This is a genomic window from Pelagibacterium lentulum, from assembly GCF_003992625.1.
GTDB lineage: Bacteria > Pseudomonadota > Alphaproteobacteria > Rhizobiales > Devosiaceae > Pelagibacterium > Pelagibacterium lentulum.
Genome location: NZ_RZMW01000037.1, coordinates 219,717 through 242,093 on the forward strand (window position 1 = coordinate 219,717; position 22,377 = coordinate 242,093).

General features: G+C 56.1%; 29 protein-coding genes. 11 read left to right on the forward strand and 18 right to left on the reverse strand.

Annotated features, from left to right (window positions below; translation table 11 throughout):
• Positions 1-12: 12 nt before the first annotated feature.
• The 3 genes from EO133_RS11740 to EO133_RS11750 all read left to right on the forward strand — a co-directional run bounded on the left by EO133_RS11740 (position 13) and on the right by EO133_RS11750 (position 1,816).
• Positions 13-837, forward strand: a complete 825-nt coding sequence (locus EO133_RS11740) for a cytochrome c1 (protein ID WP_127072829.1) — start codon at positions 13-15, stop codon at positions 835-837.
• 141 nt (positions 838-978) lie between these two features.
• The gene (locus EO133_RS11745) at positions 979-1,182 is read left to right on the forward strand and encodes a hypothetical protein (RefSeq protein WP_127072830.1); all 204 of its coding nucleotides are present in this window, start codon (positions 979-981) and stop codon (positions 1,180-1,182) included.
• A gap of 100 nt (positions 1,183-1,282) precedes the next feature.
• The gene (locus tag EO133_RS11750; protein WP_127072831.1) at positions 1,283-1,816 is read left to right on the forward strand and encodes an adenine phosphoribosyltransferase; all 534 of its coding nucleotides are present in this window, start codon (positions 1,283-1,285) and stop codon (positions 1,814-1,816) included.
• Positions 1,817-1,838: 22 nt separating this feature from the next.
• Here the strand turns inward: EO133_RS11750 and EO133_RS11755 are convergent, their stop codons facing one another.
• The gene (locus tag EO133_RS11755) at positions 1,839-2,681 is read right to left on the reverse strand and encodes an SDR family oxidoreductase (protein WP_127072832.1); all 843 of its coding nucleotides are present in this window, start codon (positions 2,679-2,681) and stop codon (positions 1,839-1,841) included.
• A 90-nt stretch (positions 2,682-2,771) separates the two neighbouring features.
• Between EO133_RS11755 and EO133_RS11760 the strand changes: the two genes are divergently transcribed.
• Positions 2,772-3,179, forward strand: a complete 408-nt coding sequence (locus tag EO133_RS11760) for a winged helix-turn-helix transcriptional regulator (protein ID WP_127072833.1) — start codon at positions 2,772-2,774, stop codon at positions 3,177-3,179.
• A gap of 785 nt (positions 3,180-3,964) precedes the next feature.
• Here the strand turns inward: EO133_RS11760 and EO133_RS11765 are convergent.
• The 4 genes from EO133_RS11765 to EO133_RS11780 form a co-directional block, all read right to left on the reverse strand.
• Complete coding sequence (locus EO133_RS11765; RefSeq protein ID WP_127072834.1) at positions 3,965-4,312, reverse strand: DUF423 domain-containing protein; 348 nt, start codon at positions 4,310-4,312, stop codon at positions 3,965-3,967.
• A 2-nt stretch (positions 4,313-4,314) separates the two neighbouring features.
• Positions 4,315-4,866, reverse strand: coding sequence for a MaoC family dehydratase (locus tag EO133_RS11770; protein WP_127072835.1), 552 nt, complete (start codon positions 4,864-4,866; stop codon positions 4,315-4,317).
• Positions 4,863-5,357 (reverse strand): MaoC family dehydratase, encoded by a 495-nt coding sequence (locus tag EO133_RS11775; RefSeq protein ID WP_127072836.1) that lies wholly within the window; start codon positions 5,355-5,357, stop codon positions 4,863-4,865. Before EO133_RS11775 ends, EO133_RS11770 begins: the two co-directional genes overlap by 4 nt.
• Before the next feature lie 75 nt (positions 5,358-5,432).
• The gene (locus EO133_RS11780; protein ID WP_127072837.1) at positions 5,433-7,091 is read right to left on the reverse strand and encodes an ABC transporter ATP-binding protein; all 1,659 of its coding nucleotides are present in this window, start codon (positions 7,089-7,091) and stop codon (positions 5,433-5,435) included.
• A gap of 239 nt (positions 7,092-7,330) precedes the next feature.
• Here EO133_RS11780 and EO133_RS11785 point away from each other — a divergent pair, with 239 nt between their 5' ends.
• Entirely contained in the window at positions 7,331-8,821 is a 1,491-nt protein-coding gene (locus EO133_RS11785; protein ID WP_127072838.1) for an MDR family MFS transporter, read from the forward strand.
• Between the two features lie 67 nt (positions 8,822-8,888).
• On the opposite strand, the gene ychF is transcribed toward EO133_RS11785, so the two are convergent.
• The 9 genes from ychF to lgt all read right to left on the reverse strand — a co-directional run bounded on the left by ychF (position 8,889) and on the right by lgt (position 16,334).
• Complete coding sequence (gene ychF / locus EO133_RS11790) at positions 8,889-9,986, reverse strand: redox-regulated ATPase YchF (RefSeq protein WP_127072839.1); 1,098 nt, start codon at positions 9,984-9,986, stop codon at positions 8,889-8,891.
• A gap of 96 nt (positions 9,987-10,082) precedes the next feature.
• On the reverse strand, positions 10,083-10,790 hold the full coding sequence (gene pth / locus EO133_RS11795) for an aminoacyl-tRNA hydrolase (protein WP_127072840.1): 708 nt from the start codon (positions 10,788-10,790) through the stop codon (positions 10,083-10,085).
• A 68-nt stretch (positions 10,791-10,858) separates the two neighbouring features.
• Positions 10,859-11,482 (reverse strand): 50S ribosomal protein L25/general stress protein Ctc, encoded by a 624-nt coding sequence (locus EO133_RS11800; protein WP_127072841.1) that lies wholly within the window; start codon positions 11,480-11,482, stop codon positions 10,859-10,861.
• A 136-nt stretch (positions 11,483-11,618) separates the two neighbouring features.
• Entirely contained in the window at positions 11,619-11,873 is a 255-nt protein-coding gene (locus EO133_RS11805) for a hypothetical protein (RefSeq protein ID WP_127072842.1), read from the reverse strand.
• Positions 11,874-11,944: 71 nt separating this feature from the next.
• Complete coding sequence (locus EO133_RS11810; protein WP_127072843.1) at positions 11,945-12,286, reverse strand: hypothetical protein; 342 nt, start codon at positions 12,284-12,286, stop codon at positions 11,945-11,947.
• A gap of 248 nt (positions 12,287-12,534) precedes the next feature.
• Positions 12,535-13,467: a ribose-phosphate pyrophosphokinase gene (locus EO133_RS11815; protein WP_127072844.1), complete on the reverse strand. Its 933-nt coding sequence runs from the start codon at positions 13,465-13,467 to the stop codon at positions 12,535-12,537.
• Positions 13,468-13,618: 151 nt separating this feature from the next.
• Positions 13,619-14,389 carry a peptidoglycan editing factor PgeF gene (gene pgeF, locus EO133_RS11820; RefSeq protein ID WP_127072845.1) on the reverse strand — a complete coding sequence of 257 codons (771 nt, stop codon included), beginning with the start codon at positions 14,387-14,389 and terminating at the stop codon, positions 13,619-13,621.
• Positions 14,390-14,446: 57 nt separating this feature from the next.
• The gene (locus tag EO133_RS11825; protein WP_244640669.1) at positions 14,447-15,532 is read right to left on the reverse strand and encodes a class I SAM-dependent methyltransferase; all 1,086 of its coding nucleotides are present in this window, start codon (positions 15,530-15,532) and stop codon (positions 14,447-14,449) included.
• Entirely contained in the window at positions 15,525-16,334 is an 810-nt protein-coding gene (gene lgt / locus EO133_RS11830) for a prolipoprotein diacylglyceryl transferase (protein ID WP_164734988.1), read from the reverse strand. Before lgt ends, EO133_RS11825 begins: the two co-directional genes overlap by 8 nt.
• Before the next feature lie 122 nt (positions 16,335-16,456).
• On the opposite strand from lgt, the gene EO133_RS11835 reads away from it, so the two are divergent.
• The 5 genes from EO133_RS11835 (at position 16,457) to EO133_RS11855 (ending at position 19,365) form a co-directional block, all read left to right on the forward strand.
• The gene (locus EO133_RS11835) at positions 16,457-16,708 is read left to right on the forward strand and encodes an accessory factor UbiK family protein (RefSeq protein ID WP_127072846.1); all 252 of its coding nucleotides are present in this window, start codon (positions 16,457-16,459) and stop codon (positions 16,706-16,708) included.
• 9 nt (positions 16,709-16,717) lie between these two features.
• Complete coding sequence (locus EO133_RS11840) at positions 16,718-17,452, forward strand: metallophosphoesterase family protein (protein ID WP_127072847.1); 735 nt, start codon at positions 16,718-16,720, stop codon at positions 17,450-17,452.
• A 265-nt stretch (positions 17,453-17,717) separates the two neighbouring features.
• Positions 17,718-18,218, forward strand: coding sequence for a type III secretion system chaperone family protein (locus EO133_RS11845; protein ID WP_127072848.1), 501 nt, complete (start codon positions 17,718-17,720; stop codon positions 18,216-18,218).
• Positions 18,215-19,030 carry a pyrroline-5-carboxylate reductase gene (gene proC, locus EO133_RS11850; RefSeq protein ID WP_127072849.1) on the forward strand — a complete coding sequence of 272 codons (816 nt, stop codon included), beginning with the start codon at positions 18,215-18,217 and terminating at the stop codon, positions 19,028-19,030. The genes EO133_RS11845 and proC overlap by 4 nt, the downstream gene beginning before the upstream one ends.
• On the forward strand, positions 19,027-19,365 hold the full coding sequence (locus EO133_RS11855) for a tRNA-binding protein (protein ID WP_127072850.1): 339 nt from the start codon (positions 19,027-19,029) through the stop codon (positions 19,363-19,365). Before proC ends, EO133_RS11855 begins: the two co-directional genes overlap by 4 nt.
• Before the next feature lie 43 nt (positions 19,366-19,408).
• On the opposite strand, the gene EO133_RS11860 is transcribed toward EO133_RS11855, so the two are convergent.
• The gene (locus tag EO133_RS11860; protein ID WP_244640719.1) at positions 19,409-19,870 is read right to left on the reverse strand and encodes a MarR family winged helix-turn-helix transcriptional regulator; all 462 of its coding nucleotides are present in this window, start codon (positions 19,868-19,870) and stop codon (positions 19,409-19,411) included.
• A gap of 206 nt (positions 19,871-20,076) precedes the next feature.
• Here EO133_RS11860 and EO133_RS11865 point away from each other — a divergent pair, with 206 nt between their 5' ends.
• Positions 20,077-20,967 (forward strand): branched-chain amino acid aminotransferase, encoded by an 891-nt coding sequence (locus EO133_RS11865; protein WP_127072851.1) that lies wholly within the window; start codon positions 20,077-20,079, stop codon positions 20,965-20,967.
• 51 nt (positions 20,968-21,018) lie between these two features.
• Here EO133_RS11865 and EO133_RS11870 read toward each other — a convergent pair whose 3' ends face one another.
• The 3 genes from EO133_RS11870 to pgsA all read right to left on the reverse strand — a co-directional run bounded on the left by EO133_RS11870 (position 21,019) and on the right by pgsA (position 22,360).
• Positions 21,019-21,465 (reverse strand): molybdenum cofactor biosynthesis protein MoaE, encoded by a 447-nt coding sequence (locus EO133_RS11870; protein ID WP_127072852.1) that lies wholly within the window; start codon positions 21,463-21,465, stop codon positions 21,019-21,021.
• 68 nt (positions 21,466-21,533) lie between these two features.
• Positions 21,534-21,785, reverse strand: a complete 252-nt coding sequence (gene moaD / locus EO133_RS11875) for a molybdopterin converting factor subunit 1 (RefSeq protein WP_127072853.1) — start codon at positions 21,783-21,785, stop codon at positions 21,534-21,536.
• On the reverse strand, positions 21,782-22,360 hold the full coding sequence (pgsA, locus tag EO133_RS11880; RefSeq protein ID WP_244640671.1) for a CDP-diacylglycerol--glycerol-3-phosphate 3-phosphatidyltransferase: 579 nt from the start codon (positions 22,358-22,360) through the stop codon (positions 21,782-21,784). Before pgsA ends, moaD begins: the two co-directional genes overlap by 4 nt.
• Between the last annotated feature and the right edge of the window lie 17 nt (positions 22,361-22,377).

Genomic DNA, 22,377 nt, shown 5'->3' on the forward strand with positions numbered 1-22,377 from the left:
GGGGAAAAGACAATGATCAAGAAAAAATCACTCCTTGGCGCGTTGGTTCTCGCCGCAACCATGGCGTTTTCGGCCAACCCGGCCCAGGCGGCCGGGGAAACTGCCCACGCCTATCAGCAAAGCTGGACATTCTCCGGGGTCTTTGGAACCTATGATCGTAACCAGTTGCGGCGCGGTTTTCAGGTCTTCAAGGAAGCCTGCTCAAGCTGCCATGGCCTGGATTTCATTGCGTTCCGTAACCTGTCGGAACCCGGTGGCCCGCAGTATTCCGAGGAAGCTGTGCGCGCATTGGCAGCCGAATTCACGGTAGAAGACATCGAGGCTGAGGGTGGCGAACGTCCCGCTATTCCGGCAGATCGCTGGCCAGATCCGTTTGAGAACGATCAGATTGCGCGTGATGCCAATAGTGGCGCGCTGCCGCCCGATCTTTCTCTGATGGCCAAGGCGCGGACGATTCACCAGGAGTTTCCGTGGTGGGTGTTCAACTATTTCACCGCCTATCAGGAAGGCGGGGCAGACTACATCTACAATCTGCTGACGCGCTATGCAGAACCGCCTGAAGGCGAGGAATTGCAGCCGGGCATGTATTACAACGAGTTCTATGGACCCATTGTGATGCCTAACCCGCTTTCGGATGGCCTGATTTCCTATGAGGGGGAAGGTACGCCGGAGACAGTCGAGCAATATGCGCTGGATGTCGCGGCCTTCCTGCAATGGACAGCCGATCCTCATATGGTGTCGCGCAAGCAAATGGGCTTCCGTGTCATGATCTTCCTCGTGCTGCTTGCCGGTATGATGTATCTGGTCAAGCGCAAGATCTGGGCAAACGCTCACTAAGGTGCATGTCCGGGATTGAATGAAAAGAGGAGCCGTGAGGCTCCTCTTTTTTCGTTTGGCCGTCGCGGTGCTGGTTCTGTCTTGATCAGGCCGCATTGGCTGTTTATTTTCAGGCTGTGAGCGTCGCCTGCGGAGGGTCGGATGTCAGCCATACGCATTGCCAAAACAGTATTGTTCGTTGCGCTTGCTGCGAGCCGCAATCCGGCAGTGCGTGAAGCTGTTCGCAACGCCCCGAAGATGATTCCGGCCGAGCAGCGGCGGGCCGCGCTTGACGGCGCAAAACGCGCCGCGCGCAAGGCTGGTGAAATCACCGCGCGCGTTGTGCCGCCCAATCGTTTCTTCTAGCTTCTAAACAGCGTTTGCTGGGCGGTATCGGGCCTTTCCTCTCAAGCTGAAACATGATTGGATCGCCGCCGGTTCGAATCTGTTTGTCTTGCGTGGTGTCATGGCTGTTGATCTGAAATCGCTCGTCCGTTCCATCCCCGATTATCCCAAGCCGGGCATCATCTTTCGCGATATTACATCGCTGATCGAAGACTCTGCCGGGTTCCGGCAGGCTTGCCAGCAACTGGCCGATAGCCATTCGAGCAAGGGCATTACTAAAGTGGCCGGGATAGAGGCGCGTGGCTTTATCTTCGGCGCTGGCGTCGCCATTGCCTTGGGGGTTGGGTTTGTACCCGTGCGTAAGGCGGGCAAGCTGCCAGGCGAAACGATCGGGCAGAACTATGCGCTCGAGTACGGCGTGGACACCATTGAGATCCACGCCAATGCCGTCAACGGCGATGATAATGTGCTGCTGATCGATGATCTTATCGCAACGGGCGGAACAGCTGTAGCTGCAATATCGCTGTTGCGCCGCACGGGTGCTACGGTTTCCCATGCTGGCTTTGTTATTGACCTGCCCGACATAAACGGTGCGGAAAAAGTGCGCGCGCTCGGCGTTTCCGTCGAGGCGCTTATTGCGTTCGAGGGGCATTAGAGCCAAGGACCTGACTGTAAGGCTATTGCAACGCGTCTCTAACGGCGTCGCTTAGGGGCTGTGGTGTACGTCCTAGAAGCCGTGCAAGATCGCCGCTTTGGTCATAGAGGGCCCCGTTGGCGGCGTCCGCATCCGCACTCGCAATCATCTCCGCCACCGGTGCTGGCAGGCCAAATGACTGCAGTGTTTCTGCATAGTCAGCTTGCGGCAGATCTTTGTAAATGACTGGCTTGCCGGACTGGGTTGCGGTTTCGTCGGCCAGTACGCTTAACGTAAACGGGATGCCTGCAAGCTCATAAGTTCTGTTCTCGTGTCCTTCGCCGGTCAGAGCTTTGACCGCAGCCTCGGCCAGGTCATAGCGTGAGGCGGTAGTGAGTTGCGCATTTTGGGTTGCGCCCAAGATGACGCCGTTCTCAACTGCTGCCTTGAGGTTTCCAGTATAGTTTTCAGTGTACCAGGAGTTGCGCAGAATGGTGTAGGCGATGCCCGAGCCGGTTATCGCGGCTTCGGTCTGTCTATGGTCAGAGGCCAAGCCGATTGGCGAGGTGTCAGCATGTAACAGGCTCGTATAGATAATTTTCTTGATGCCAGCGGCCTTGGCTGCGTCGATAACGTTCCGGTGTTGTGCCACCCGCTTGCCGACTTCGCTGGCGGAGATCAGCAACAGCTTTTCTATGCCTTGCAAGCTGGCAGCCAGGGTTGCGGGCGCCTGATCATAGTCGAAAGGACGGGCAGCGATCTCAAGGTTTTCGGCCTTGTTCGGATTGCGAACGAGCGCGACTGCTTGATCTGCAAGCCCTTTATCTTTCAGTGATTGAATGACGAGGCGGCCCAATTGGCCGGTTGCACCGGTAATTCCCAACATATTGAAACTCCTTGTTTGTAACGCGGGAATTTCCCTATATAGTGCTAAATTACTTTTCGTAAGTACGTACAAAAAGGTAAGTTAGAAGAAATGTCCGATCTGACGGAAGAGCGGTCCGGAACACTTTCGGAAGCAATGGAGCGCGGGCACCTGTTCGCCGAGGCCTGTCCATCACGAGATGTGCTCAAGCATCTTACAAGCCGTTGGGGGCTGCTCGTAATGATTGCGCTCCTGTCGGGAACGCATCGCTTCAGCGAGCTTAGGCGCAAGATCAATGGCGTTTCCGAACGAATGCTATCGCAAAGCCTGCAATGGCTGGAGGAAGATGGCATGATCGACAGGGTTTCCTATCCCGTCGTGCCACCTCATGTGGAATACAGCCTTACGCCAATGGGCCGGGAGGCCGCCGAAAAAGTACGCGCGCTGGCCGACTGGATCGAAGTCAGTATGCCCAGGATCGACGCGGTATGGGCAGAGAAGAGGCGTAAGGCCGATTAAGGGAGCTGCCGGCGCCGGAAATTGCCTGCGCCGGCATGATATTATGTGTCCTTTACCGGCAATCCAGGCAGGATTAACGGCAATTGCTTGTCGGTAAATTCGGTTTGGAAAACGTCGCGCTTGGTGTTCGGGATCGCGTTTTTCCTCTTGGACTTCGGAAAATGCTGAGACGATGTTCCCATGCCATTTTTCCGAGTCTTTCCGAACAAGCCCGTTCCGGTCAGTTTATACATTTTGCCTTTCATCGTGGTGCCTTTCTCGTGAACCGCGTAGGTAAGTAATCCTATTATAATAGTTCACGTGTGCCGCTTTCGTTGCAGGAGAAAGCGGGTGCAGATTTCGATATTGATCGCAGGCCCAACGCACTCATGCGCTCGATTGCAGGGACCGTAGGGATCAAAACTGAGGTGCTTGAGTTCGCGCGATAAGATGCCAAGGGCTACTGCCGACGGATCTCTGGCAGTCCGTTCCGAATGCGTGCGGTGTGGCTCTGTGCCGGGAAAACACCATAACTATCAAGTGCTACAGTGCTTTAGGTGGCGGATTTTGTGAGAGGGGAAACTCGATGATGAGCTTTCTGGCTCTAACTGCATCAAGAAAGCAGGATCCTCAAACCAACCAACTTTTCCGAAACGCAACCGCGCGCATACATCATTGCTTCATCTTGCAAGGACAGAAGAAGAGGCAACGGCATCGCTACGATATGGTCTCAGATGTTCATTGGAGTCGGGACCTCATAATGGCTTATTGAACAATAGCAAACAAAGCACAGGACAATTGTCCTGTCAATCTCTGGCTTGGAAAAGTGCCGAAGCAGCAACAAGTGCCCAGCCGGCCATCATGGCTATGCCGCCCAATGGTGCCGAAAACGGGAACAGCCCTGTTCCCATAAAATGGCGCATACCGGCATCTGTGCAAAAGAGCAGGGCGCCGGTCGTCAGCGCTGCGATGGCGGCCATCTGGAGGCCTGATTGGGCAAAAAGGCCGAGTGCAAGCAGAGCCGGCGCATGGGTGAGCGCGATCAGGGCATAGGGGCCGAGCAGGTCTGCACCAGTGTGGCTCGAGGCTGCGGCGGCTCCTACGCCAGTTGCGCCGAGAAGGCCTGAGGCCGCCAGCGCAATCGTACGGAACATCTTCACCGGCGCATTACCTTGTCCATCAGCGGGAGTTGGCGCAGGGCCAATGCCAGTTTGATCTTGAGTGGCATTTTGTAGTCGCGCAGCTTTGAAAAGCCCACGAGATCGGCGCGATAGACAAGTTCACCATGCTGATTGTGAGCATCGAGCCTGTTGAACAGCAAGCCCCAACCAGGAATGGAGTTTGACGGCCGCTTGCCCGTAACCGTCAGCGTATAGCGCACGGTATCGCCAGGGCGCACGGGGGCCTTGAAGTCCATCGAATTGACGCCGGGAGAAGGGCCGGAAACGCCGGGCTCGCCTCCCTCGGCGCGGACGATATCTTCTTCGGCAAACAGTCGGTCCACCATCTTGCGATGTCCAACGCTGACCGTATGCCAACCCGATGCAACCAGGCCACCAAAGTGAGACTCGGTTGCCGCCTTGGGATCGACATGGAAATATTGCGGGTCATATTGCTTGGCAAAGGCAATGATCTCGGCCTCGGTAAACGTATGGGCGCCCAGATCGAAGGGTTTGTCGATTTCAATTTCCTCGTACCAGCGGGTCATTGCGCGACCTCCACCGCGTTGGATGATGGATTGCGAACTTCGACCAGATTGGCGAGGTTGAGGGTCATGACCTGCTGCCCCTTCTGGTTGCGCATGTCAAAAGCGATTGTGACAATGCCCATTTCCGCATGCGATTGGGATCGGCGCAGCGATGTGATCCTGGCCGTGCCCGATATCGTGTCGCCCTTCATTACCGGCTTTTTCCATTTGAGATCGGTGAAACCAAGCCCGCCCATGGATGCGATGTCGTTGAGAAAACCATCGACCAGCATGCGTAGCGACAGCGCACCGGTTTGCCAGCCGCTGGCCGCCAAGCCGCCCAAAAGACTTGCGCGTGCGGCCTTCTCATCGAGATGAAACGGAAAGGGATCGAATTCCCGCGCAAAGCCGATGATGTCGGCCTTGGTAACTTTGCGGGGGCCAAGCGGGAAGGTTTCGCCGACGGAAAGATCCTCGTAGTGTCGCCGATTTTTGGTTATCGGATTGGTCATTGTGTTGTCCTATACGTCAACGCTAATTTGCCTCATGTGGCCATGAAGGGCAAGTAGGCAAGGCGCGACAGATTTTCAGCTCATATCTGGCGCTATATGGACAACATTGTCGTTGGGCGCGATGACGGACAGCCGATGGGTGATTGCGATGATCGTGACCTGATCGCAGATCCGGCGTAGCTGATCCATGATGTCTTTTTCGGTTTCGGCGTCGAGCGCTGAACTGGCCTCATCGAGCAAGACAATTGCCGGATCGGCATAAAGTGCGCGGGCAATGGCTATGCGCTGGCGTTCGCCCCCCGAAAGTTTCAAGCCGCGTTCGCCAACTACGGTGTCAAAACCTTCGTCCAGCCCGTCGATAAAGTCCAGAATGGCGGCGCGTGTTGCAGCGCGTCGCATACGTGCATGGTCGAATGGACGCCCAAGCACGATATTTGTTGCGAGCGTATCGTTGAGCAGCACGATATCCTGCGGAACGGCCGCGACGGCAGTGAACCAATCCTTGCGTGAAATCTTGCCCAGATCGATCCCATCCACCTCGATACGCCCCGTTTGAGGCTGCATGGATTTGAGCAACAGCTTGAACAGGGTGGATTTGCCGGCGCCTGTGTCCCCGGTGATATAGGTGATGGCCCCGCGGTCGGCAGTAAAGTCGGCGTCTTGCACGCCTCGTCCATTGGCATAGCGAAAGCCCACATTTCTGAAGCGGACCTGGCCATTCTCAAGCGTCAGGCTAACAGGGTTCTCGATGGTCTCGTGCTCTGGCGCCTGCCACATACGGGCGAAGGGCAGAAAACGGGAATAGGATTGGGCGATCTGCTGGATGGCCTGCCCAAGCATCTGGAAAGGCATGTTGAGTTGCAAGAGCAGCGTGTTGAACAATACGAGATCACCGATGGTCAATTCGCCTGCAGCTACGCGTGGCACCAGCAGCCAAAGCGTAACGGCAAATTGCAGCGTGAGTGAAAGACCAAACAATATCGTAAAATTGACATGTGCCATTGCATAGCGCTGCCAGCCTTTAAGCGCGGCGCTCTGGCGGTTGGCGAACTGGCCTGTCATCCAAACGCTCGAATTGAATTGACGCAGCGTATCCATGGCGCCAATGGCATTGCCGATGAATTTGGAACTGTCCTGGGATGCCTCGATAGCCGCATCGAGATGTTTGCGTGTGACCTTGGACGCATAATAGACCAGTGCAATATAGGATATGCCATAGACGACCACGATCAGCGCAATGTCCAAGCTCAACACATTGCCAAGCAGAACAAGGCTCAAAAGAACCTGGACGGAGGCCGGCAGCAAAGCCGCAAGCGCAAACTGCACGACGATATTGAGGGCTTCTTCCCCCTTCGCCTCCGCACTTTGAATTTCAGTAGGGTTATGATCGAGAAAAAAGTCCGACGACTTATCGATAAGCCGCTCGAAAAACGACGTCGCAGTCACGAAATTGAGGCTCTCGGACGTCATGAAGGTCAGGAAGCCCGCAGCCCTTTGAAATGCAAAGGAAAGCCCCATCAAAATCGCATAGGCCATAAAGGCAGCAACAAGCCATGTACCAACGGGGCTGGCTTCGATCTGATCGATAAGGCGTGAGAACAAATAAGGCGCTGCAATTGCCGATACCGCGCCTAGCGCCATGGTCAATGTAACTATGGTCAGGATAAGCCAGGCGTCGCGCAGATAACGCGAAAGAATATGTTTAAGGGGCGGGGCAATGAGTTTGATATCCATGCGCGCCTCTCACGCCCGATCACTTATCCAAGTTTGACTAGATTGGAGCCGAATCGGGTCAGAGCTCAATAGTGCATGTGCGGGCTGGCGACCTGAGGTCATTGAGCAACAGCTGCGCAAATGAATTTCGGTTTGCTGTTGACTTCAAACTTGTGTGCGCCTATTTGCCACGGCCCTGCCGCGTTCGGGCTGGCGCGCATCAGGCCCAATACATTCTCAGCTCACGCAGGATAAATCTCATGTCGTCTCAAGACATTGAACACTCTATGTCGCAAGGTGGATCGCCTGATGCGGCAATGGCAGCGCGCAACAGGCTGGTGATCGGCATCCTGCTGATTTCGACCTTTGTGATGATTCTCAACGAGACCATCATGAGCGTTGCTCTGCCGCGCCTTATGCACGATCTCGATGTGACAGCAGGCGCAGCACAGTGGCTGACGACAGCCTTTCTTCTGACCATGGCCGTGGTCATTCCCATTACCGGCTTTCTGATCCAGCGGTTCAATACCCGCCCGCTCTTTCTGATTTCCATGGGCCTGTTCAGCGTCGGCACCTTGCTGTGCGCGCTGGCACCGGGCTTGCTATCGCTTGTTTTCGGGCGCGTGGTACAGGCTGCCGGCACCGCCATTATGATGCCCTTGTTGATGACCACGGTGATGAATCTGGTGCCGCCTCAAACGCGGGGGCGGACGATGGGCAATATCTCGATCGTCATTTCAGTGGCGCCAGCCATCGGGCCCACGATTTCCGGCATCATTCTTAATGTGCTCGATTGGCGCTGGATGTTCTGGTTGGTGCTGCCAATCGCTGTTACAGCGCTGGTGCTGGGTGGTCGCCTGATTCAGAATGTTACGACGCCACGCATTGCGCCGCTCGATATTGTGTCGGTCGTTCTTTCGGCCATTGGGTTCGGCGGGCTGGTTTATGGGCTTAGTTCGATTGGTGAAGCACACGGCGCAGAACATATTGTTCCGCTCTGGGTACCGGTAGCGATTGGCGCACTCGGTCTGGCGCTCTTTATCGCGCGGCAGTTCAAATTGCAGGATCTGGACCGCGCTCTGCTCGATCTCAGGACATTCAAGTCAAAGACCTTTACGCTGGCGATTGTGATGATGGCCATCAATATGATGGCGCTTTTTGGCATGATAATCCTGTTTCCGATCTATACCCAGAATGTCCTGGGCATGGATGCGCTGCAAACCGGTCTGATGCTGTTGCCCGGTGGCTTGATGATGGGCTTGATGGCACCTTTCGTTGGCCGTTGGTATGATCGGGTAGGGCCTGCTCCACTCGTCATTCCCGGATCCATACTTGTCAGCGCTGTGCTCTGGAGCATGACGCTGCTTGGCGAAACGACGGCGATCTGGCTGGTGCTTACAGGGCATATGGTACTCAGCGTTGGGCTGGCGCTGCTGTTTACGCCGCTCTTTACGGCAAGTCTGGGGGCGTTGCCTGCGCGGCTTTATTCGCACGGCAGCGCAACGCTTGGCACCATCCAGCAGGTTTCCGGTGCGGCCGGCATAGCTCTTTTGGTGTCGCTCATGTCTTTGCGCATGACCGTGCTGTCCGATCAGGGGGCCACTGATGTCGCCGCGCTTGCTGGCGGTATTCGCATGGCCTTCATGTGTGCGGCCATCCTTTCGCTAGGGACAATTGTTGCGGCTCTGTTTATCCGCAAGACCAAGGATCCCGACGAAATGCCTGTCGGTGCGGTCGCAACCGGCCATTGAGGCAAGGCATAAAAAGGGGGCGATGCCGATGACATCGCCCCTTTTGCTTTGGTTCTGATGGTCAGGTTCAGGTGTTGAACTTGAACAACATTACGTCGCCATCTTTAACGATATATTCCTTGCCTTCGTCGCGTGCCTTGCCGGCTTCCTTGGCGGCAACTTCCCCGCCCAGAGCAATAAAGTCGTCGTAGGCAATGGTCTGCGCACGGATGAAACCACGCTCGAAATCGGTATGGATGACGCCGGCGGCCTGGGGCGCTTTGGTGCCCACAGGAATAGTCCAGGCGCGCGCTTCCTTGGGGCCTACGGTGAAATAGGTCTGAAGGTGCAAGAGCTTGTAGCCTTCGCGGATCAGCCGGTTCAGGCCGGGTTCCTCAAGGCCAAGCGAGGCCAGATAATCGGCGCGATCAGCTTGGTCGAGCCCGGCAAGTTCCGCCTCGATTTCCGCACAGATGATAACCATACGGGCATCTTGCGCCTTGGCGTATTCTTCGACCTTTTTTGTGTGCTCATTGCCAGTGGATGCAGCCGACTCATCGACATTGCAGACATAAAGCACCGGTTTAGCCGTCAGAAGCTGGAGCTCCTTGAATGCTTTTTCTTCGTCGGCAGCGCGTTCGGTATGGCGGGCCGGTTTGCCATCCTCAAGCAGTGCCTTGGCACGCTGGATCAATTCGAGCGCCAGCTTGGCCTCCTTGTCCTGGGCACGGATTTTCTTTTCCAGGCCCGGAATGCGCTTTTCGAGGCTTTCAAGATCGGCCAGCATCAATTCGGTTTCGACAACCTCGGCATCGGTGATCGGGTCGACCTTACCCGCAACGTGGACGATGTCGTCATTTTCAAAGCAGCGCAGAACATAGGCAATGGCGTCGCACTCGCGAATGTTGGCGAGAAACTGATTGCCCAGTCCTTCTCCCTTGGATGCGCCTTTGACCAGCCCTGCAATATCGACGAATGAAAGGCGCGCAGGGAGTTTGGTTGCCGATTTTCCGATCTCGGCCAATTTGTCGAGCCGTTCATCGGGCACCGAGACTTCACCCACATTGGGTTCAATCGTACAAAAGGGAAAATTTGCGGCCTGCGCGGCAGCGGTCTGGGTAAGCGCATTGAAAAGGGTCGACTTGCCAACATTGGGCAGACCGACGATGCCGCATTTAAAACCCATTGAAGAACCTCTTTTTCGTGTCCGCCGGTGCGGAAATAAACTTGGCCTTACGTCATGCAGCCGGCGGGATAAGTCAAGCGCTGAAGGCCAACAGAATCAGGACTTGTCGCCAAACAGCTTTTTCAGCATTGCGGCCATGGGACCGGTTGGTTGCGCGGTTTTTTTGGAAGCGCCTTGCCGGGCTTGATGCACATGGCTTTGGGCTTTAGGCGCCGGTTTTGAAGTGGCTGCGATTTCAGCTTGTGTGGCGAGCGCGAGCTTGTTCATCAGCCCTGCGGCATCGCCCTTTGCGAGCAGCGCAGCATTTTTTGCCAGCGTGTCGAGCACGGGCTCCAGCCACGCTGCATCGGCTTTTGGAAAATTTGAAAGCACGTGCTGATGGACGCGTTCTTTGCTGCCCGGATGGCCTATGCCGAGCCGGACGCGAACGAATTCCTTGCCCAGATGGCTTTCTATGGATTTGAGCCCGTTATGGCCGCCATTGCCGCCACCGGTCTTGATCCGCACTTTGCCCGGCGCAAGGTCCAGTTCGTCATGGATGACGGAGATATCGGCAGGACCGATTTTATAGAACTTGGCGGCTTGTGCCACAGCATCGCCCGACCGGTTCATAAAGGTCTGCGGTTTGATGAGCAGCACTTTTTGCCCCTCGATTACAGATTCAGCGATCTGCGCGGAGAACTTGCTGCGGAAAGGCGGAAAATTATGGATACGGGCAATTTCATCGACTGCCATGAAGCCGATATTATGCCGGTTGCCAGCATATTCGGGGCCGGGATTACCGAGACCTACAATAAGGTGCATTGCAAGGCTCCGGACAAGCAATCAGAAAGGTGAGGCTGACAGTAGGCCCGTCAGCCTCGTGGAAGAAATTACTCTTCGCCTTCGCCAGTTTCGGCTTCTTCATCGCTCGCACCACCTTCAGACGAACGCAGAGCCGAAGGCGCAGCGATCGTTGCGATGGTGAAGTCACGATCGGTGATCGTGGGCGTTACGCCCTTGGGCAGGGTAACGGCCGAGATGTGGATCGAGTCGCCAACTTCAACGCCAGCAAGATCGACAACCAGATTTTCCGGGATCGATTCGGCAGGGCAGCTAACTTCAACAGCATGACGCACGATGTTGAGCACGCCACCCTTCTTGAGGCCAGGCGACTTTTCTTCGTTGATGAAGTTGACCGGAACTTCGACCGTCAGGGTCGTGTTCTTGCCGATACGCAGGAAATCTACGTGTACGAGGAAGTCACGAACAGGCTCAAGCTGGTAATCTTTCGGGATTACGCGATGCTTTTCGCCGTCGACATCGATTTCGATGACGTGGGAGAGGAAGCCGCCGTCATGAATCTTGCGGAATGTGTCCTTATAGGACACCGAGATAGCAAGTGGGGCTTTCTTATCGCCGTAAATAACGGCAGGAACCAGACCATTACGACGCAGTTCACGAGCGGCCCCCTTGCCCACCCGGTCCCGCACCGAAGCCTTTAGCTCGACGCTCATGGAATCATCCATTCGGTTGGTGCGTTTCATCCAAATGAAACGCGCGCCCGTCCTCCAGGGGTGACGAGCGCTTCATGGGCGCGGTCTATACTAGAGTGCGGAACTTTCGGCAAGTCCCGTTGCATTTTGCGATCTCTCAATCGTCTTCGTAGCGTTCACGCACATAGATGAACATTGGCGAGCGGGCCTGCAAACGATCCAGCCTTGCCCTTTGGTCGGCCCGGCGGTCGAGATCGAGTGTCAAAAGACAATTGGCAAAGGCCTCGCTGTTGGGACTGAAGCCATATCCGGCGCAACGTTGTTGATCGAGAGCGCGGCGTTCCTCCGCAGTGGTTGAGCAGGCGGCCAAAGCCAAAGCTGCCAACACCGCAACGACAGTCTTGATCGACATTTGTGCGTTCCTTCCTGAACTGTCCCCAGTTTAAACGCACAAGTGGAGAAAATGAGGCGGTGCCGTGGTCGTTATTTATCGGTCTGCTCATTTGGCAATGGCAGGCCACGTCGCTGTATCTCTGCCTTCGCTGCCTCGCGCAAGCAGATCGCATGTTCGGTCATTGGCGCCGTCATGTCATGGCGCACGCGGAACAACCTGCTCGTGGCGAAGCGCTTGTACATGTGAATGAGAATCGTATTGTCCCAACCCGATATTTCGCCCAGGAGCGTATCGAGTTCGGAGCGGGCCGCGGTACGCGGGCTGATAATGGGCTTTTTAGGGGCCATAGGGGGTAAACGTACTTCCGCAACAGCAGCGCCAGCGGAAACCCAGGACCCACCCAGCCGGCACAGAAATTTGCCGGTCAGCATCTGGTATCTGCGAAAATTCCACTCGCACACATATAGAACGTAGCCCAGTGCCCCGCCTAATGGGCCCCCATTCAGCGCTGAGTACACCAAGGCTTGTGGCTGAGTCGGCGGCATAGGTCAAAGCCTCATCTTGCAAATGATGCGATGACGAAGTGTTAACCATAGTGCAGTCGCAAGGGTATTCGCGCGGAAGCCTATCTCCGCGTTAACCGAGGGTTAACCATAAACGTAACGACTCGTGATGAGCTTTAGTCGAACAGACTCGATACCGATTGTTCCGATGCGGTGCGGGCAATCGCTTCGCCCATTAGGTGCGCAATCGGAATGTGCCGGATTTTTTCGACTTTGCTCACGGCCTCGGTCATCTCGATGGAGTCGGTTGTGACCAGTTCCTTGAGACGAGACTTGGCAATCCGCTCGTGCGCTTCGCCGGACAGGACGCCGTGCGTGATATAAGCCGAAACCTCACTGGCCCCAGCATTGAGCAGCGCCTCGGCTGCGTTTACCAGCGTGCCACCGGAGTCCACGATGTCATCGATCAGAATGCAGGATTGGCCTTCGACATCACCGATAATGTTCATGACCTCGGAGACGCCTGCGCGCGGACGGCGCTTATCGACGATGGCAAGCTGGGCGCCGATCCGGTTGGCAACATTGCGGGCGCGCAATACACCGCCGACGTCTGGTGATACGACCATAACTTTGGACGTATCGTAATTGGCCTTGATGTCTCGGGTCAGGACAGGTGCCGCATAAAGATTGTCTGTCGGAATGTCGAAAAAACCCTGGATTTGCGGTGCATGCAGATCCAGGGTCAAAATGCGGTTCGCGCCAGCATGTGTGATCAGATTAGCCACGAGCTTGGCGGAGATCGGGGTGCGGGGAGCGGATTTCCGGTCCTGGCGCGCATAGCCGAAATAGGGCATGACGGCAGTAATCCGGCGCGCTGAGGACCGGCGCGCTGCGTCGATGAGGATCAGCAATTCCATCAAGTGGTCATTTGCCGGATAGGACGTGGACTGAAGGATAAAAACATCCTCGCCACGAACGTTTTCGTGGATTTCCACGAAGATTTCCTTGTCCGCAAAGCGTTTGACCGAGCAATCGGTAAGCGGAATTTCGAGATACTGGGAGACGGCCTTGGCCACGGTGAGGTTAGAGTTGCCCGTCACCAGCTTCATGGTAGCCCCTATCGCTGTGCTTTTATGCCGGCGTCGCCAATGCGCCGGCTCCGTTTGCGGGCACCTGTAGCCCTACACTGGCAGCGGCGCAATATGACTTTTGCATGAATGGCAAAAGTCTTTTGCAAAGTGTTACCAAAGTGTCCGCTTGTCAGCTCTTGGCGATCAGTGAAATCTGCCGACCCGCGCGAGTGCCGGAATGGGTGGCGTGCCGGTGGGAAAAATAGAGTTCGGGTGAATGATATGTGCAGCCGCCAACTTGCTCGAACGTCGCCAGTCCTAGGTCTTCGGCCTGATGCCGAACAAGCCCCGGCACGTCGAAATGCGGCTTTTCGTAGCCTTTGGTCGCCAAGAAATCGGATGTATGCGGGAACTGTTCGCGGATCATTTGAGCGAATGTGTCGCCGACTTCGTAGGCAGGTGCGCTAATGGATGGGCCGATAGCAACCACAATGTCTTCAACACCTGCACCAAGCTCGGCCATGGCATTGACGGTCGCTGCGAGAATGTTTCCGACCGCGCCGCGCCAACCCGCGTGTGCTGCACCGATTATTCCGCTTTCCGGGTCTGCGAGCAATATCGGTACGCAATCGGCGGTCAAAATGCCCAGGGCTATGCCGGGCTGGTCCGTGACGAGCGCATCGGCTTCCGGGCGCGCTTTGAAATCATGACCTGCGCGGATGGTGAGCACATCGGTTCCATGAACCTGTTTTGCCATGGCGACCGGCAACGGACCGGCCTTGAGCGCCATGACGGCCCGATGGATATTTTCTGCGACATTGCCAGAATCGTCACCTACTGAAATCGAAGCGTTGAGCGCCGCAAATTCGCCCTCCGATACCCCGCCCCTGCGTCCGAAAAAGCCGTGACGGATGGAGCGGATCTGGTTAAGGGCCGGGCTTTGCTCAAGGGGTGCGTGCATGGTGCCAAATCTTTTGTCGTAAAGCGCCAGAAATGCAGCCGGAGGGTGCTGGCCTTTCTAGCGGGAAACAAATCCTGCCGGTGCCAAGCCGGGACTGGATGCGCAAAAGGCCTTGAAAAGCGTACCCATTTGCGATGATCCGGTCAGTCGCTCAAATGCGGAACGCAATTGCTCGGCCTTGTCAGGATTGGTTTTGCTCAGGGCTGAATGACGATCCTCCAGCCCTAATGATGTAAGAAAGTGGCCCTGTGTCACAAGTGGGTGTATCGTCAACCCAGCTATGCGTGCAGCGTGACCCAGCGCTTCAAAATCCACATGCGTCGTAAGATCGGCCTTGCCGGGTTCAGCCAATGGGTCCGCGTACTCATGACGGGAAAGCGCCTGTAGCGTTTCGCCTGGTTGGGTATGCTCATAGCCATAATCGATCGTCAGGATCGCGCCGCCGCGTGGAGCAATTGTCCGGCCCAATTGCTCCATGAGTTGACGGCCGGCCAGACCAATTTCCGCAACTTCACCATCTTTCGCATTGGAAAAAGCCTCACCAAGCAATGTTCCGTCGTAGGGTGTTGGCGACAGGCCGAACACGCGTCTGCCATCGGCGAGGCCGATGCAGCGCTCGAACCATTTCTCTTCACGTTTAACGAACTGGCGAACCGGCAGCGCGTCGAAAAACTCGTTTGCGATTACGATGAGTGGAGAGGGGGGCAGTTCGCCGATATCTTCCGTCCATTGCGGTCCGAAGGCGGCGAGCTTGTCCCGCTGCATCTCGATCAGTGCTGCGTTGGTTTCCATCAATTGCAGATTGAGGGCATCGCTGAAACCGGGAACCCGCGTGGCAACCCGGAGCGCATCGGCCATGAGCGTGCCGCGCCCCGGCCCAAGCTCAAGTACAGTAATGGCGTCAGGCGAACCCATCTGCACATAAAGATCGGCGATCCATGCACCGATCATTTCGCCAAAAGTCTGGCTGATTTCAGGTGCGGTGATGAAATCCCCGCCAACGCCAAGCGGATCGCTCGTCCGGTAATAGCCCCGTGATGGGTGCGTCAGGCACAAGCCCATATAGGTGGCAAGTGAGATGGGTCCGCTTGTGCGGATCTGCATATCGATCAGATCGCCAAGGCTGAGATCGGTGTCACGCATGGCGGCGCGTTTGTGCCCAGACGATCAAAGCAATTCCTGCAATCAGGATGGGCAACGATAGGACCATGCCCATTGTCAACCAGCCGAACGCCAGATAGCCGATATGGGCATCGGGCAAGCGGAAGAACTCAACGAAAATGCGAGACGCGGCATAGCCGATGCCGAAGATGCCGGCGGCTGTGCCGGGGCTGCGCAGCACCAGCTTGATATGGGTGAAATAGCGAATGACAAGAAACAGCACGAGACCTTCCAGCAAACCCTCATAGAGCTGCGAAGGGTGGCGCGGAAGGTCGCCGCCGCCGGGAAATACAACGCCCCAAGGCATTGTGGTGACGCTACCGTAAAGCTCGCCATTGATGAAATTCGCAACGCGGCCAAGAAGCAAGCCAATGGTCGAACAGCAGGCCAGAAGATCAAGCCCTGAAAGAACATTGGCACCCTTGTGCCGCAAATAAACGATCATCGCGATCATGACGCCAAGCATGCCGCCGTGAAAACTCATGCCACCATCCTGAAGTGCCAGAATGGAAAGCGGGTTCGCTGCAAAGAATGCCGGATCGTAAAACACGACATAACCCAAACGACCGCCCACCACGATGCCGATAACGATCCAGAACGCGAAATCGAAAAGCTCATTGGCGGTCATGGGCGGATTGTTGTTCATCCAAAGCGAAGTGCGCTTTACCAGCAGCATGCCATATCCGACACCGATAAAGATGCCTGCCAGATAGGAGAGGGCATACCAGCGGATGGCAATGGGGCCGATGGCAAAGGCGATGGGATCGATATTGGGGAAAGGCAAGTCGGATCTCACAATTTTTGAATAGGCGGACCATGCCGGGCCAACTTGCTCTGGTCAAGCTGCCAGCCAGTCACTACATAGAGATAAATTTGGCTAACTCGCCAATGAAAAGGAATTGACACATGAGCCAATCAAGCAAGATTTTCGACGATCTTGGCCGGTTGATGAACGATGCAGCTTCGGTGGCCGACGGTGTGCGCCGGGAGGCGGAAACAGCCATGCGCGGGCAGATGGAGCGGATCGTCAATGACCTGGATCTGGTCAAGCGAGAGGACTATGACGCACTTCGCGATCTCGTGCAGATTCAAGGCGAAGAAATCGAGGCGTTGCGCCGCGATCTCGAAGCGTTCAAGAAGCGCCGTAAAACCAGTTAGGGTTTTCTCATGCGCATTGCCGTATTGTCCGATGTTCACGGTAATGCTCTGGCACTTGAGGCGGTGCTCGCCGATATCGGTCGGCAGGCAACCGATGTGATTTGCAATCTGGGCGACCATTTTTCCGGGCCGGTCGACCCGCTTGGTACCGCCCAACTCCTTCGCGGTTTCGATGCGATAAGCATTTTGGGCAATCACGATCGCTACCTGCTCGACGAAGCCCCGGAAGATATGAGCAAGGTGGACAGGATCGCAATCGAGGCACTGCGCCCTTGCGATCTCGATTGGCTGCGCTCGTTGCCCGAAACCGATGTTGTGGGCGATGTTCTTTATCTGTGCCACGGTACGCCTGCGTCCGATGATACGCATTGGCTCCAGACAAAAGATGCGGATGGCAGGTTCTTTCCCACTGCGCCGGACGTGATTGCCAGCGCGTGCGAGGAGATAGCGCTTCCTCTGATCTGTTGCGGGCATTCCCATGTCGCCCGTGCGGTGAAGCTTGAAAATGGCCATATTGTTTTCAATCCGGGTAGTGTCGGGCGTCCTGCTTACACCATGGCCGATCCCACTTCGATTGCCCGTCTCTCTCCCGATGCAGGTTATGCTCTCGTGACGCAGAAGGGCGCAGAATGGGATATTGAGCTGCGCCAGGTTCCTTACGATCATATGTCAGCCGCGCAGCAGGCGCGCGATCATGGCGCCAAGACATGGGCCAAAAACCTCGAAATGGGCTGGCAGAGGTAATTTCTGCGCCAAAATGAGCCGCAAATCGTTGTGAACAACCGGTTTTGTTAAGAACCCGTTAACCATGGCGCTCCGATCATCCACAGAAGAATCTGTCAATCGGACCAGCGTTTATGGGTTCGGGTGGCAAGGTCGGTGTAGATTCAATTTTAAGGACGATTCGTACACCTAACCCTTGTTCAGGCAGTTCGGTTGTGCCGCGTAGGGCGTGTGGCATCAGGTCATGCGTTCGTTCAAATTCCTGCTCAAGCGTGCGGAGCCAGCCATGTCACTTATTGAATTGGAACTGGATAGGAACATCCACCCGGTGGATATCATCGAACATATCGCTGCGATCAACGATTGGTCGTTCGAGCGACAGGATGCCGATGAAATCTCGATCTCGGTGAAAGGCGGCTGGTGCGATTACCACGTATCGTTCAACTGGATGGAGGAGATGGAAAGCCTGCATCTGGCCTGCGCCTTCGATCTCAAGGTGCCTGAAGCCCGCCGTGGTGAAATCAAGCAATTGATTGCGCTCGTTAACGAGCAACTCTGGATCGGACATTTCGATATATGGAGCCGGGAGGGCGTTGTGCTCTTCCGCAATTCGCATCTGCTTTCGGGCGGCGCCGAGGTTTCGCCCCAGCAATGCGAAGCCCTTTTGCGATCTGCGACCGACAGTTGCGATCTTTATTATCAGGCTTTCCAGTTCGTGGTCTGGGCCGGAAAATCGGCTTCCGACGCGCTTGCTGAAGTCATGTTTGAAACCGTGGGGCAAGCATGAATCTTTCCGATGCCGGTTCCGTCGTTCTGGTCGGGGCCGGCAAGATGGGAACGGCCATGGCGGCCGGCTGGATAAAGGCCGGACTGCCGGGCAGGAACCTCTTCCTTGTCGATCCGGCGCCGCATGAAAGCGTTATAGCCTTTGCCCATGAGAACGGCGCCTCGCTTGGCAGTACGCTTCCAGCGGAAAGTCCGCGTGTCATTGTTCTGGCGGTAAAGCCGCAGGTCATGAGCGAAGTGCTTGCCGATGTGAAACCGAGTGTCGGGCCCGATACGCTGGTGCTATCAATTGCTGCGGGCATTTCCGTCAATAAGTTCATTTCGGCGTTGGGAACGCAGAAGGTTGTGCGGACCATACCCAATACACCGGCGCAACTCGGCAAGGGGATTTCCGGTGCGGTGGCAGCGCAAGCGGTGACGGGCGATGACAAAGCCCTCGCTCAAGCTCTGCTGGAAGCGGCAGGGCAGGTGGTTTGGCTCGAAGATGAAGCCTTGATCGATTCAGTGACCGCAGTCTCGGGGTCCGGGCCAGCCTATGTGTTCTACCTTGTTGAAGCCTTGGCACTTGCAGGCGAGAAGCAGGGCTTGAGCGCTGACCAGGCCATGTTGCTGGCACGCCAGACAATTATCGGCGCCGCCGCCTTGCTGGAAGCAGATGCAAGTCCGGCAGCACAATTACGCAAGAACGTAACCTCACCCGGCGGCACAACACAGGCGGCGCTCGATGTGCTGATGGCCGAGGATGGTTTGAGACCGCTGATGGATCGCGCTGTTGCGGCGGCGAGGGCACGTAGTGAAGAATTGGGTAAATGAGCGAAATTACATTCGATGAGTTTTTGAAGGTCGATATCCGCACCGGGACGATTATCGAAGCGCGGGACTTTGCCGAAGCGCGCAAGCCCGCCATTATCCTGATCATTGATTTCGGCCCCGAGATCGGGATCAAGAAATCATCGGCCCAGATCAAGGTGCATTATGCGCCCGATGAACTTGTCGGCCGGCAGGTGATGGCGGTGGTCAATTTCCCGCCCCGCCAGATCGGGCCGATCAAGTCCGAAGTTCTGACATTGGGATTTGAAGACGAGGACGGCGCTATCGTGCTCGCGGCCGTCGACAAGCAAGTGCCGAATGGCCGCAAGCTGATGTGAGATCAGGCGGCAATCGCGCCGGTGTAAATCAACGCCGCTGGGATCAGTCCTCGGAGATGCGATCGGTCAGGCGCAATTGACCCAAAAGTGTACGGTCGGTCTGCTCGGTCATTTCCACAAAGAACCGCGCGACGCATTGGCGGGTTTCATCGGGCAGAGCGGCCAGCGCGGTCTCGATGCGTTTTGCCTGAGAAGCGCTGAGCGTTTCAAAGAACTCGCGCCCCTTTTCAGTCGGGTACAAGAGCCGCTGTCGGCGGTCGGTTTCTCCATGACGCTGGGTGACGTAACCGCTATCGATCAACTGCCTCAACACACGGGCAAGGCTCTGCTTGGTGATGCGCAGGATGTCGAGCAGGTCAGCAACCGTCATGCCGGGGCGCAGATTGACAAAATAGATCACGCGGTGGTGCGCCCGGCCAAAGCCCTGCTTTTCCAGAAGGGCATCCGCATCACGCACGAAATCCCGATAGGCGAAGAAAAACAAGCCCATGATGTCTATGGGCATTTCAGGGAAATCGTAAATGGCGGAATTTATGTCAGCCTTGTTGACATTTATTGTGTTAGCTGGCATCGTCCGTCCAAATTCTTTGTCCAATAGTGACTTATCACAGACCCACTTGTGTTTGCCAAGTAGGGAGAGATTGCTGCATTATAGGACAAAGTGCACCAACTCTATGCACCTTTACACAAATGAATTAGTGGGAGAATAAGATGGCCATCGTGCCAATGGATCAGCGAGAAGGTTGGATCTGGTATAACGGGGAAATGGTACCCTGGCAGGATGCCAAGCTCCATGTCCTTACGCATGGTCTGCACTACGCGAGCAGCGTCTTTGAAGGTCAGCGCGCTTATGGCGGGGAGGTTTATAAGCTGCGCGAACATACCGAGCGCCTGATTTTTTCAGGCAAGACGCTCGATTTCACCATTCCCTATTCGGCCGATGAGATTGACGAAGCCTGCCGTCAGGTTCTTGAAAAGAACGAACTCGTCGATGCCTATATGCGCCCCGTCGCCTGGCGCGGTTCGGAAACGCTTTCGGTGCCAGCGCGCGATAACAAGGTACACCTCGCCATCGCCGCCTGGGTCTGGCCGAGCTATTTCTCGACCGAGGAACGGCTCAAGGGCATTCGCCTGTGCTGGGCGGACTGGAAGCGCCCGTCGCCTGAAACCATTCCCTGCAAGGCCAAGGCTGCCGGTCTTTACATGATCTGTACGCTTTCCAAGCACACGGCCATGGACAAGGGCTATGCCGATGCGCTGATGGTCGACTATCGCGGCTATGTTGCTGAAGCGACCGGTGCCAATGTCTTTTTTGTCAAAGGCAAGGACATCACCACCCCGACGCCCGATTGCTTCCTTGACGGCATTACGCGCCGGACGCTGATCGGGCTGGCCAAGGCCAACGGCTATACCGTCACCGAACGGCACATCATGCCCGAGGAATTGTCCCAGTTTGACGAATGCTTCCTGACCGGAACCGCGGCTGAAGTGACGCCGGTTTCCGAAGTGGGCGAATACAAGTTCACGCCGGGTGAAGCCTGCCGGACGCTTGTGGAAGCCTATATGGCGGAAGTTCAGCCCAAGAAGGCTGCAGCGGAATAAAAAGCCGCATCATCACCGCAATTCTAAAGCCGGGGATAAATCCCGGCTTTTTTATTGCCAGCGCTGGGCGGCCTCGTCATCGCTTTGCCTGGCGGCAACCCAGTCCGATCCGGTTTCGCGTTCTTCCTTTTTCCAGAAGGGTGCGTTGGTCTTGAGGACGTCCATGATGAAATTGGCTGCATCGAATGCAGCCTGACGGTGCGGTGCCAAGGTCATGACCTGAACGATCGGTTCGCCTGGATAAAGCGTTCCGAACCGGTGAATGATCGTTGCATCGGTTAGAGAAAAGCGCTGCATGGCGTCGCCGAGCAAAGTTTCAAGCTGGCTTTCTGCCAATGCCGGATAGTGCTCAAGCGTCATTGAGATTATCGGATCTTCGGGCAGCGAGCGTACAAGGCCCGTGAAGGTTACGGCCGCGCCTGCACCGCCCGCGTTTTCCAGAAACGCATTGGTCTCGGCGCCGGGGTCGAAGGTGGGCTGCTGCAACCGAACGCTCATGACGCGTTCCTCTGTCGCGTTCCCGAAGCGAAAAACCGGCGGCCACTTTTTCTGGGAACGCTCATTGCTCAGCCCCCGGTCATAGGCGGGAAAAGCGCAATGGTTTTTGCGCCCGCAAGCGGGGTCTGGTGATCGACCAGCTCTTCATCGCGCGCGGCGCGGATCAGTTCCCGTTTGGCGGTGGCGAGCGCAAAGGTCTCGTCATTTGCGGCCAGCCAGTCGATCAGGTCAGCGATTGTCGCAACGCTTGCAGGCGGATCGATCTCGTCGCTGTCGCGTCCGAGCCTTTCGCGCAGCCAGGCAAAATAGAGCACTCTCACTTGCTCGCTCCTTCGCGGTCGGCAATCTGGGAGATTGCGCCCTGCCAATATTGCCAGCCAGTGATCGCCGTCAAAATTGCCGCCAGCCAGAACAGCGCCAGCGCGGGAATGGTCAGCACCGGCACAACGGGCATGGCAATGACCAGTGCCAGGGCGACCAATTGGATCGTGGTCTTGTATTTGGCGAGGCTTGAAACATGCACAACGATCTTTTCGTTGCCCATGAATTCGCGCAGCCCGGAAATGAAGATTTCGCGCAGAAGAATGATCGTTGCCGGGATCAGCTCCCAGACGCCGAAGGTGCCGTCGAGAAAAAACACCAGTAGCAGGGCACCGACCAGCAGTTTGTCGGCAATCGGATCGAGCATGCGCCCGATGGCCGAGACAGTTCCATATTTACGCGCGAGATAGCCATCGAAAAAGTCGGTGATGGCCGCGATGATATAGAGCGCGAGCGCAAGCCAGCGCCAGACGTCTCCATCTGCGAGCAACAGTGCCATGATGACCGGAATGGCAAATATCCGGCCATAGGTGAGGTAGTTTGGCACTTTGGCCATGTCGAAAGCTGAACTCATAAACTACCTCAATCGTA

Excerpts from the sequence above, each read along its gene's own strand:
- pgeF (WP_127072845.1), bottom strand. The coding sequence starts at position 14,389 with ATGCACGCACCCCTTGAGCAAAGCCCGGCCCTTAACCAGATCCGCTCC.
- pth (WP_127072840.1), bottom strand. The coding sequence starts at position 10,790 with ATGCACCTTATTGTAGGTCTCGGTAATCCCGGCCCCGAATATGCTGGC.
- EO133_RS11765 (WP_127072834.1), bottom strand. The coding sequence starts at position 4,312 with ATGTTCCGTACGATTGCGCTGGCGGCCTCAGGCCTTCTCGGCGCAACT.
- EO133_RS11775 (WP_127072836.1), bottom strand. The coding sequence starts at position 5,357 with ATGACCAATCCGATAACCAAAAATCGGCGACACTACGAGGATCTTTCC.
- EO133_RS11745 (WP_127072830.1), top strand. The coding sequence starts at position 979 with ATGTCAGCCATACGCATTGCCAAAACAGTATTGTTCGTTGCGCTTGCT.
- EO133_RS11860 (WP_244640719.1), bottom strand. The coding sequence starts at position 19,870 with ATGCCCATAGACATCATGGGCTTGTTTTTCTTCGCCTATCGGGATTTC.
- pgsA (WP_244640671.1), bottom strand. The coding sequence starts at position 22,360 with ATGAGTTCAGCTTTCGACATGGCCAAAGTGCCAAACTACCTCACCTAT.
- EO133_RS11865 (WP_127072851.1), top strand. The coding sequence starts at position 20,077 with ATGGCCATCGTGCCAATGGATCAGCGAGAAGGTTGGATCTGGTATAAC.
- EO133_RS11855 (WP_127072850.1), top strand. The coding sequence starts at position 19,027 with ATGAGCGAAATTACATTCGATGAGTTTTTGAAGGTCGATATCCGCACC.
- EO133_RS11770 (WP_127072835.1), bottom strand. The coding sequence starts at position 4,866 with ATGACCCGCTGGTACGAGGAAATTGAAATCGACAAACCCTTCGATCTG.
- EO133_RS11815 (WP_127072844.1), bottom strand. The coding sequence starts at position 13,467 with ATGAAGCTGGTGACGGGCAACTCTAACCTCACCGTGGCCAAGGCCGTC.
- proC (WP_127072849.1), top strand. The coding sequence starts at position 18,215 with ATGAATCTTTCCGATGCCGGTTCCGTCGTTCTGGTCGGGGCCGGCAAG.
- EO133_RS11755 (WP_127072832.1), bottom strand. The coding sequence starts at position 2,681 with ATGTTGGGAATTACCGGTGCAACCGGCCAATTGGGCCGCCTCGTCATT.
- EO133_RS11870 (WP_127072852.1), bottom strand. The coding sequence starts at position 21,465 with ATGAGCGTTCGGTTGCAGCAGCCCACCTTCGACCCCGGCGCCGAGACC.
- EO133_RS11840 (WP_127072847.1), top strand. The coding sequence starts at position 16,718 with ATGCGCATTGCCGTATTGTCCGATGTTCACGGTAATGCTCTGGCACTT.
- EO133_RS11785 (WP_127072838.1), top strand. The coding sequence starts at position 7,331 with ATGTCGTCTCAAGACATTGAACACTCTATGTCGCAAGGTGGATCGCCT.
- EO133_RS11835 (WP_127072846.1), top strand. The coding sequence starts at position 16,457 with ATGAGCCAATCAAGCAAGATTTTCGACGATCTTGGCCGGTTGATGAAC.
- EO133_RS11825 (WP_244640669.1), bottom strand. The coding sequence starts at position 15,532 with ATGCGTGACACCGATCTCAGCCTTGGCGATCTGATCGATATGCAGATC.
- EO133_RS11780 (WP_127072837.1), bottom strand. The coding sequence starts at position 7,091 with ATGGATATCAAACTCATTGCCCCGCCCCTTAAACATATTCTTTCGCGT.
- EO133_RS11805 (WP_127072842.1), bottom strand. The coding sequence starts at position 11,873 with ATGTCGATCAAGACTGTCGTTGCGGTGTTGGCAGCTTTGGCTTTGGCC.
- EO133_RS11740 (WP_127072829.1), top strand. The coding sequence starts at position 13 with ATGATCAAGAAAAAATCACTCCTTGGCGCGTTGGTTCTCGCCGCAACC.
- EO133_RS11845 (WP_127072848.1), top strand. The coding sequence starts at position 17,718 with ATGTCACTTATTGAATTGGAACTGGATAGGAACATCCACCCGGTGGAT.
- EO133_RS11800 (WP_127072841.1), bottom strand. The coding sequence starts at position 11,482 with ATGAGCGTCGAGCTAAAGGCTTCGGTGCGGGACCGGGTGGGCAAGGGG.
- ychF (WP_127072839.1), bottom strand. The coding sequence starts at position 9,986 with ATGGGTTTTAAATGCGGCATCGTCGGTCTGCCCAATGTTGGCAAGTCG.
- EO133_RS11810 (WP_127072843.1), bottom strand. The coding sequence starts at position 12,286 with ATGCTGACCGGCAAATTTCTGTGCCGGCTGGGTGGGTCCTGGGTTTCC.
- EO133_RS11760 (WP_127072833.1), top strand. The coding sequence starts at position 2,772 with ATGTCCGATCTGACGGAAGAGCGGTCCGGAACACTTTCGGAAGCAATG.
- EO133_RS11750 (WP_127072831.1), top strand. The coding sequence starts at position 1,283 with ATGGCTGTTGATCTGAAATCGCTCGTCCGTTCCATCCCCGATTATCCC.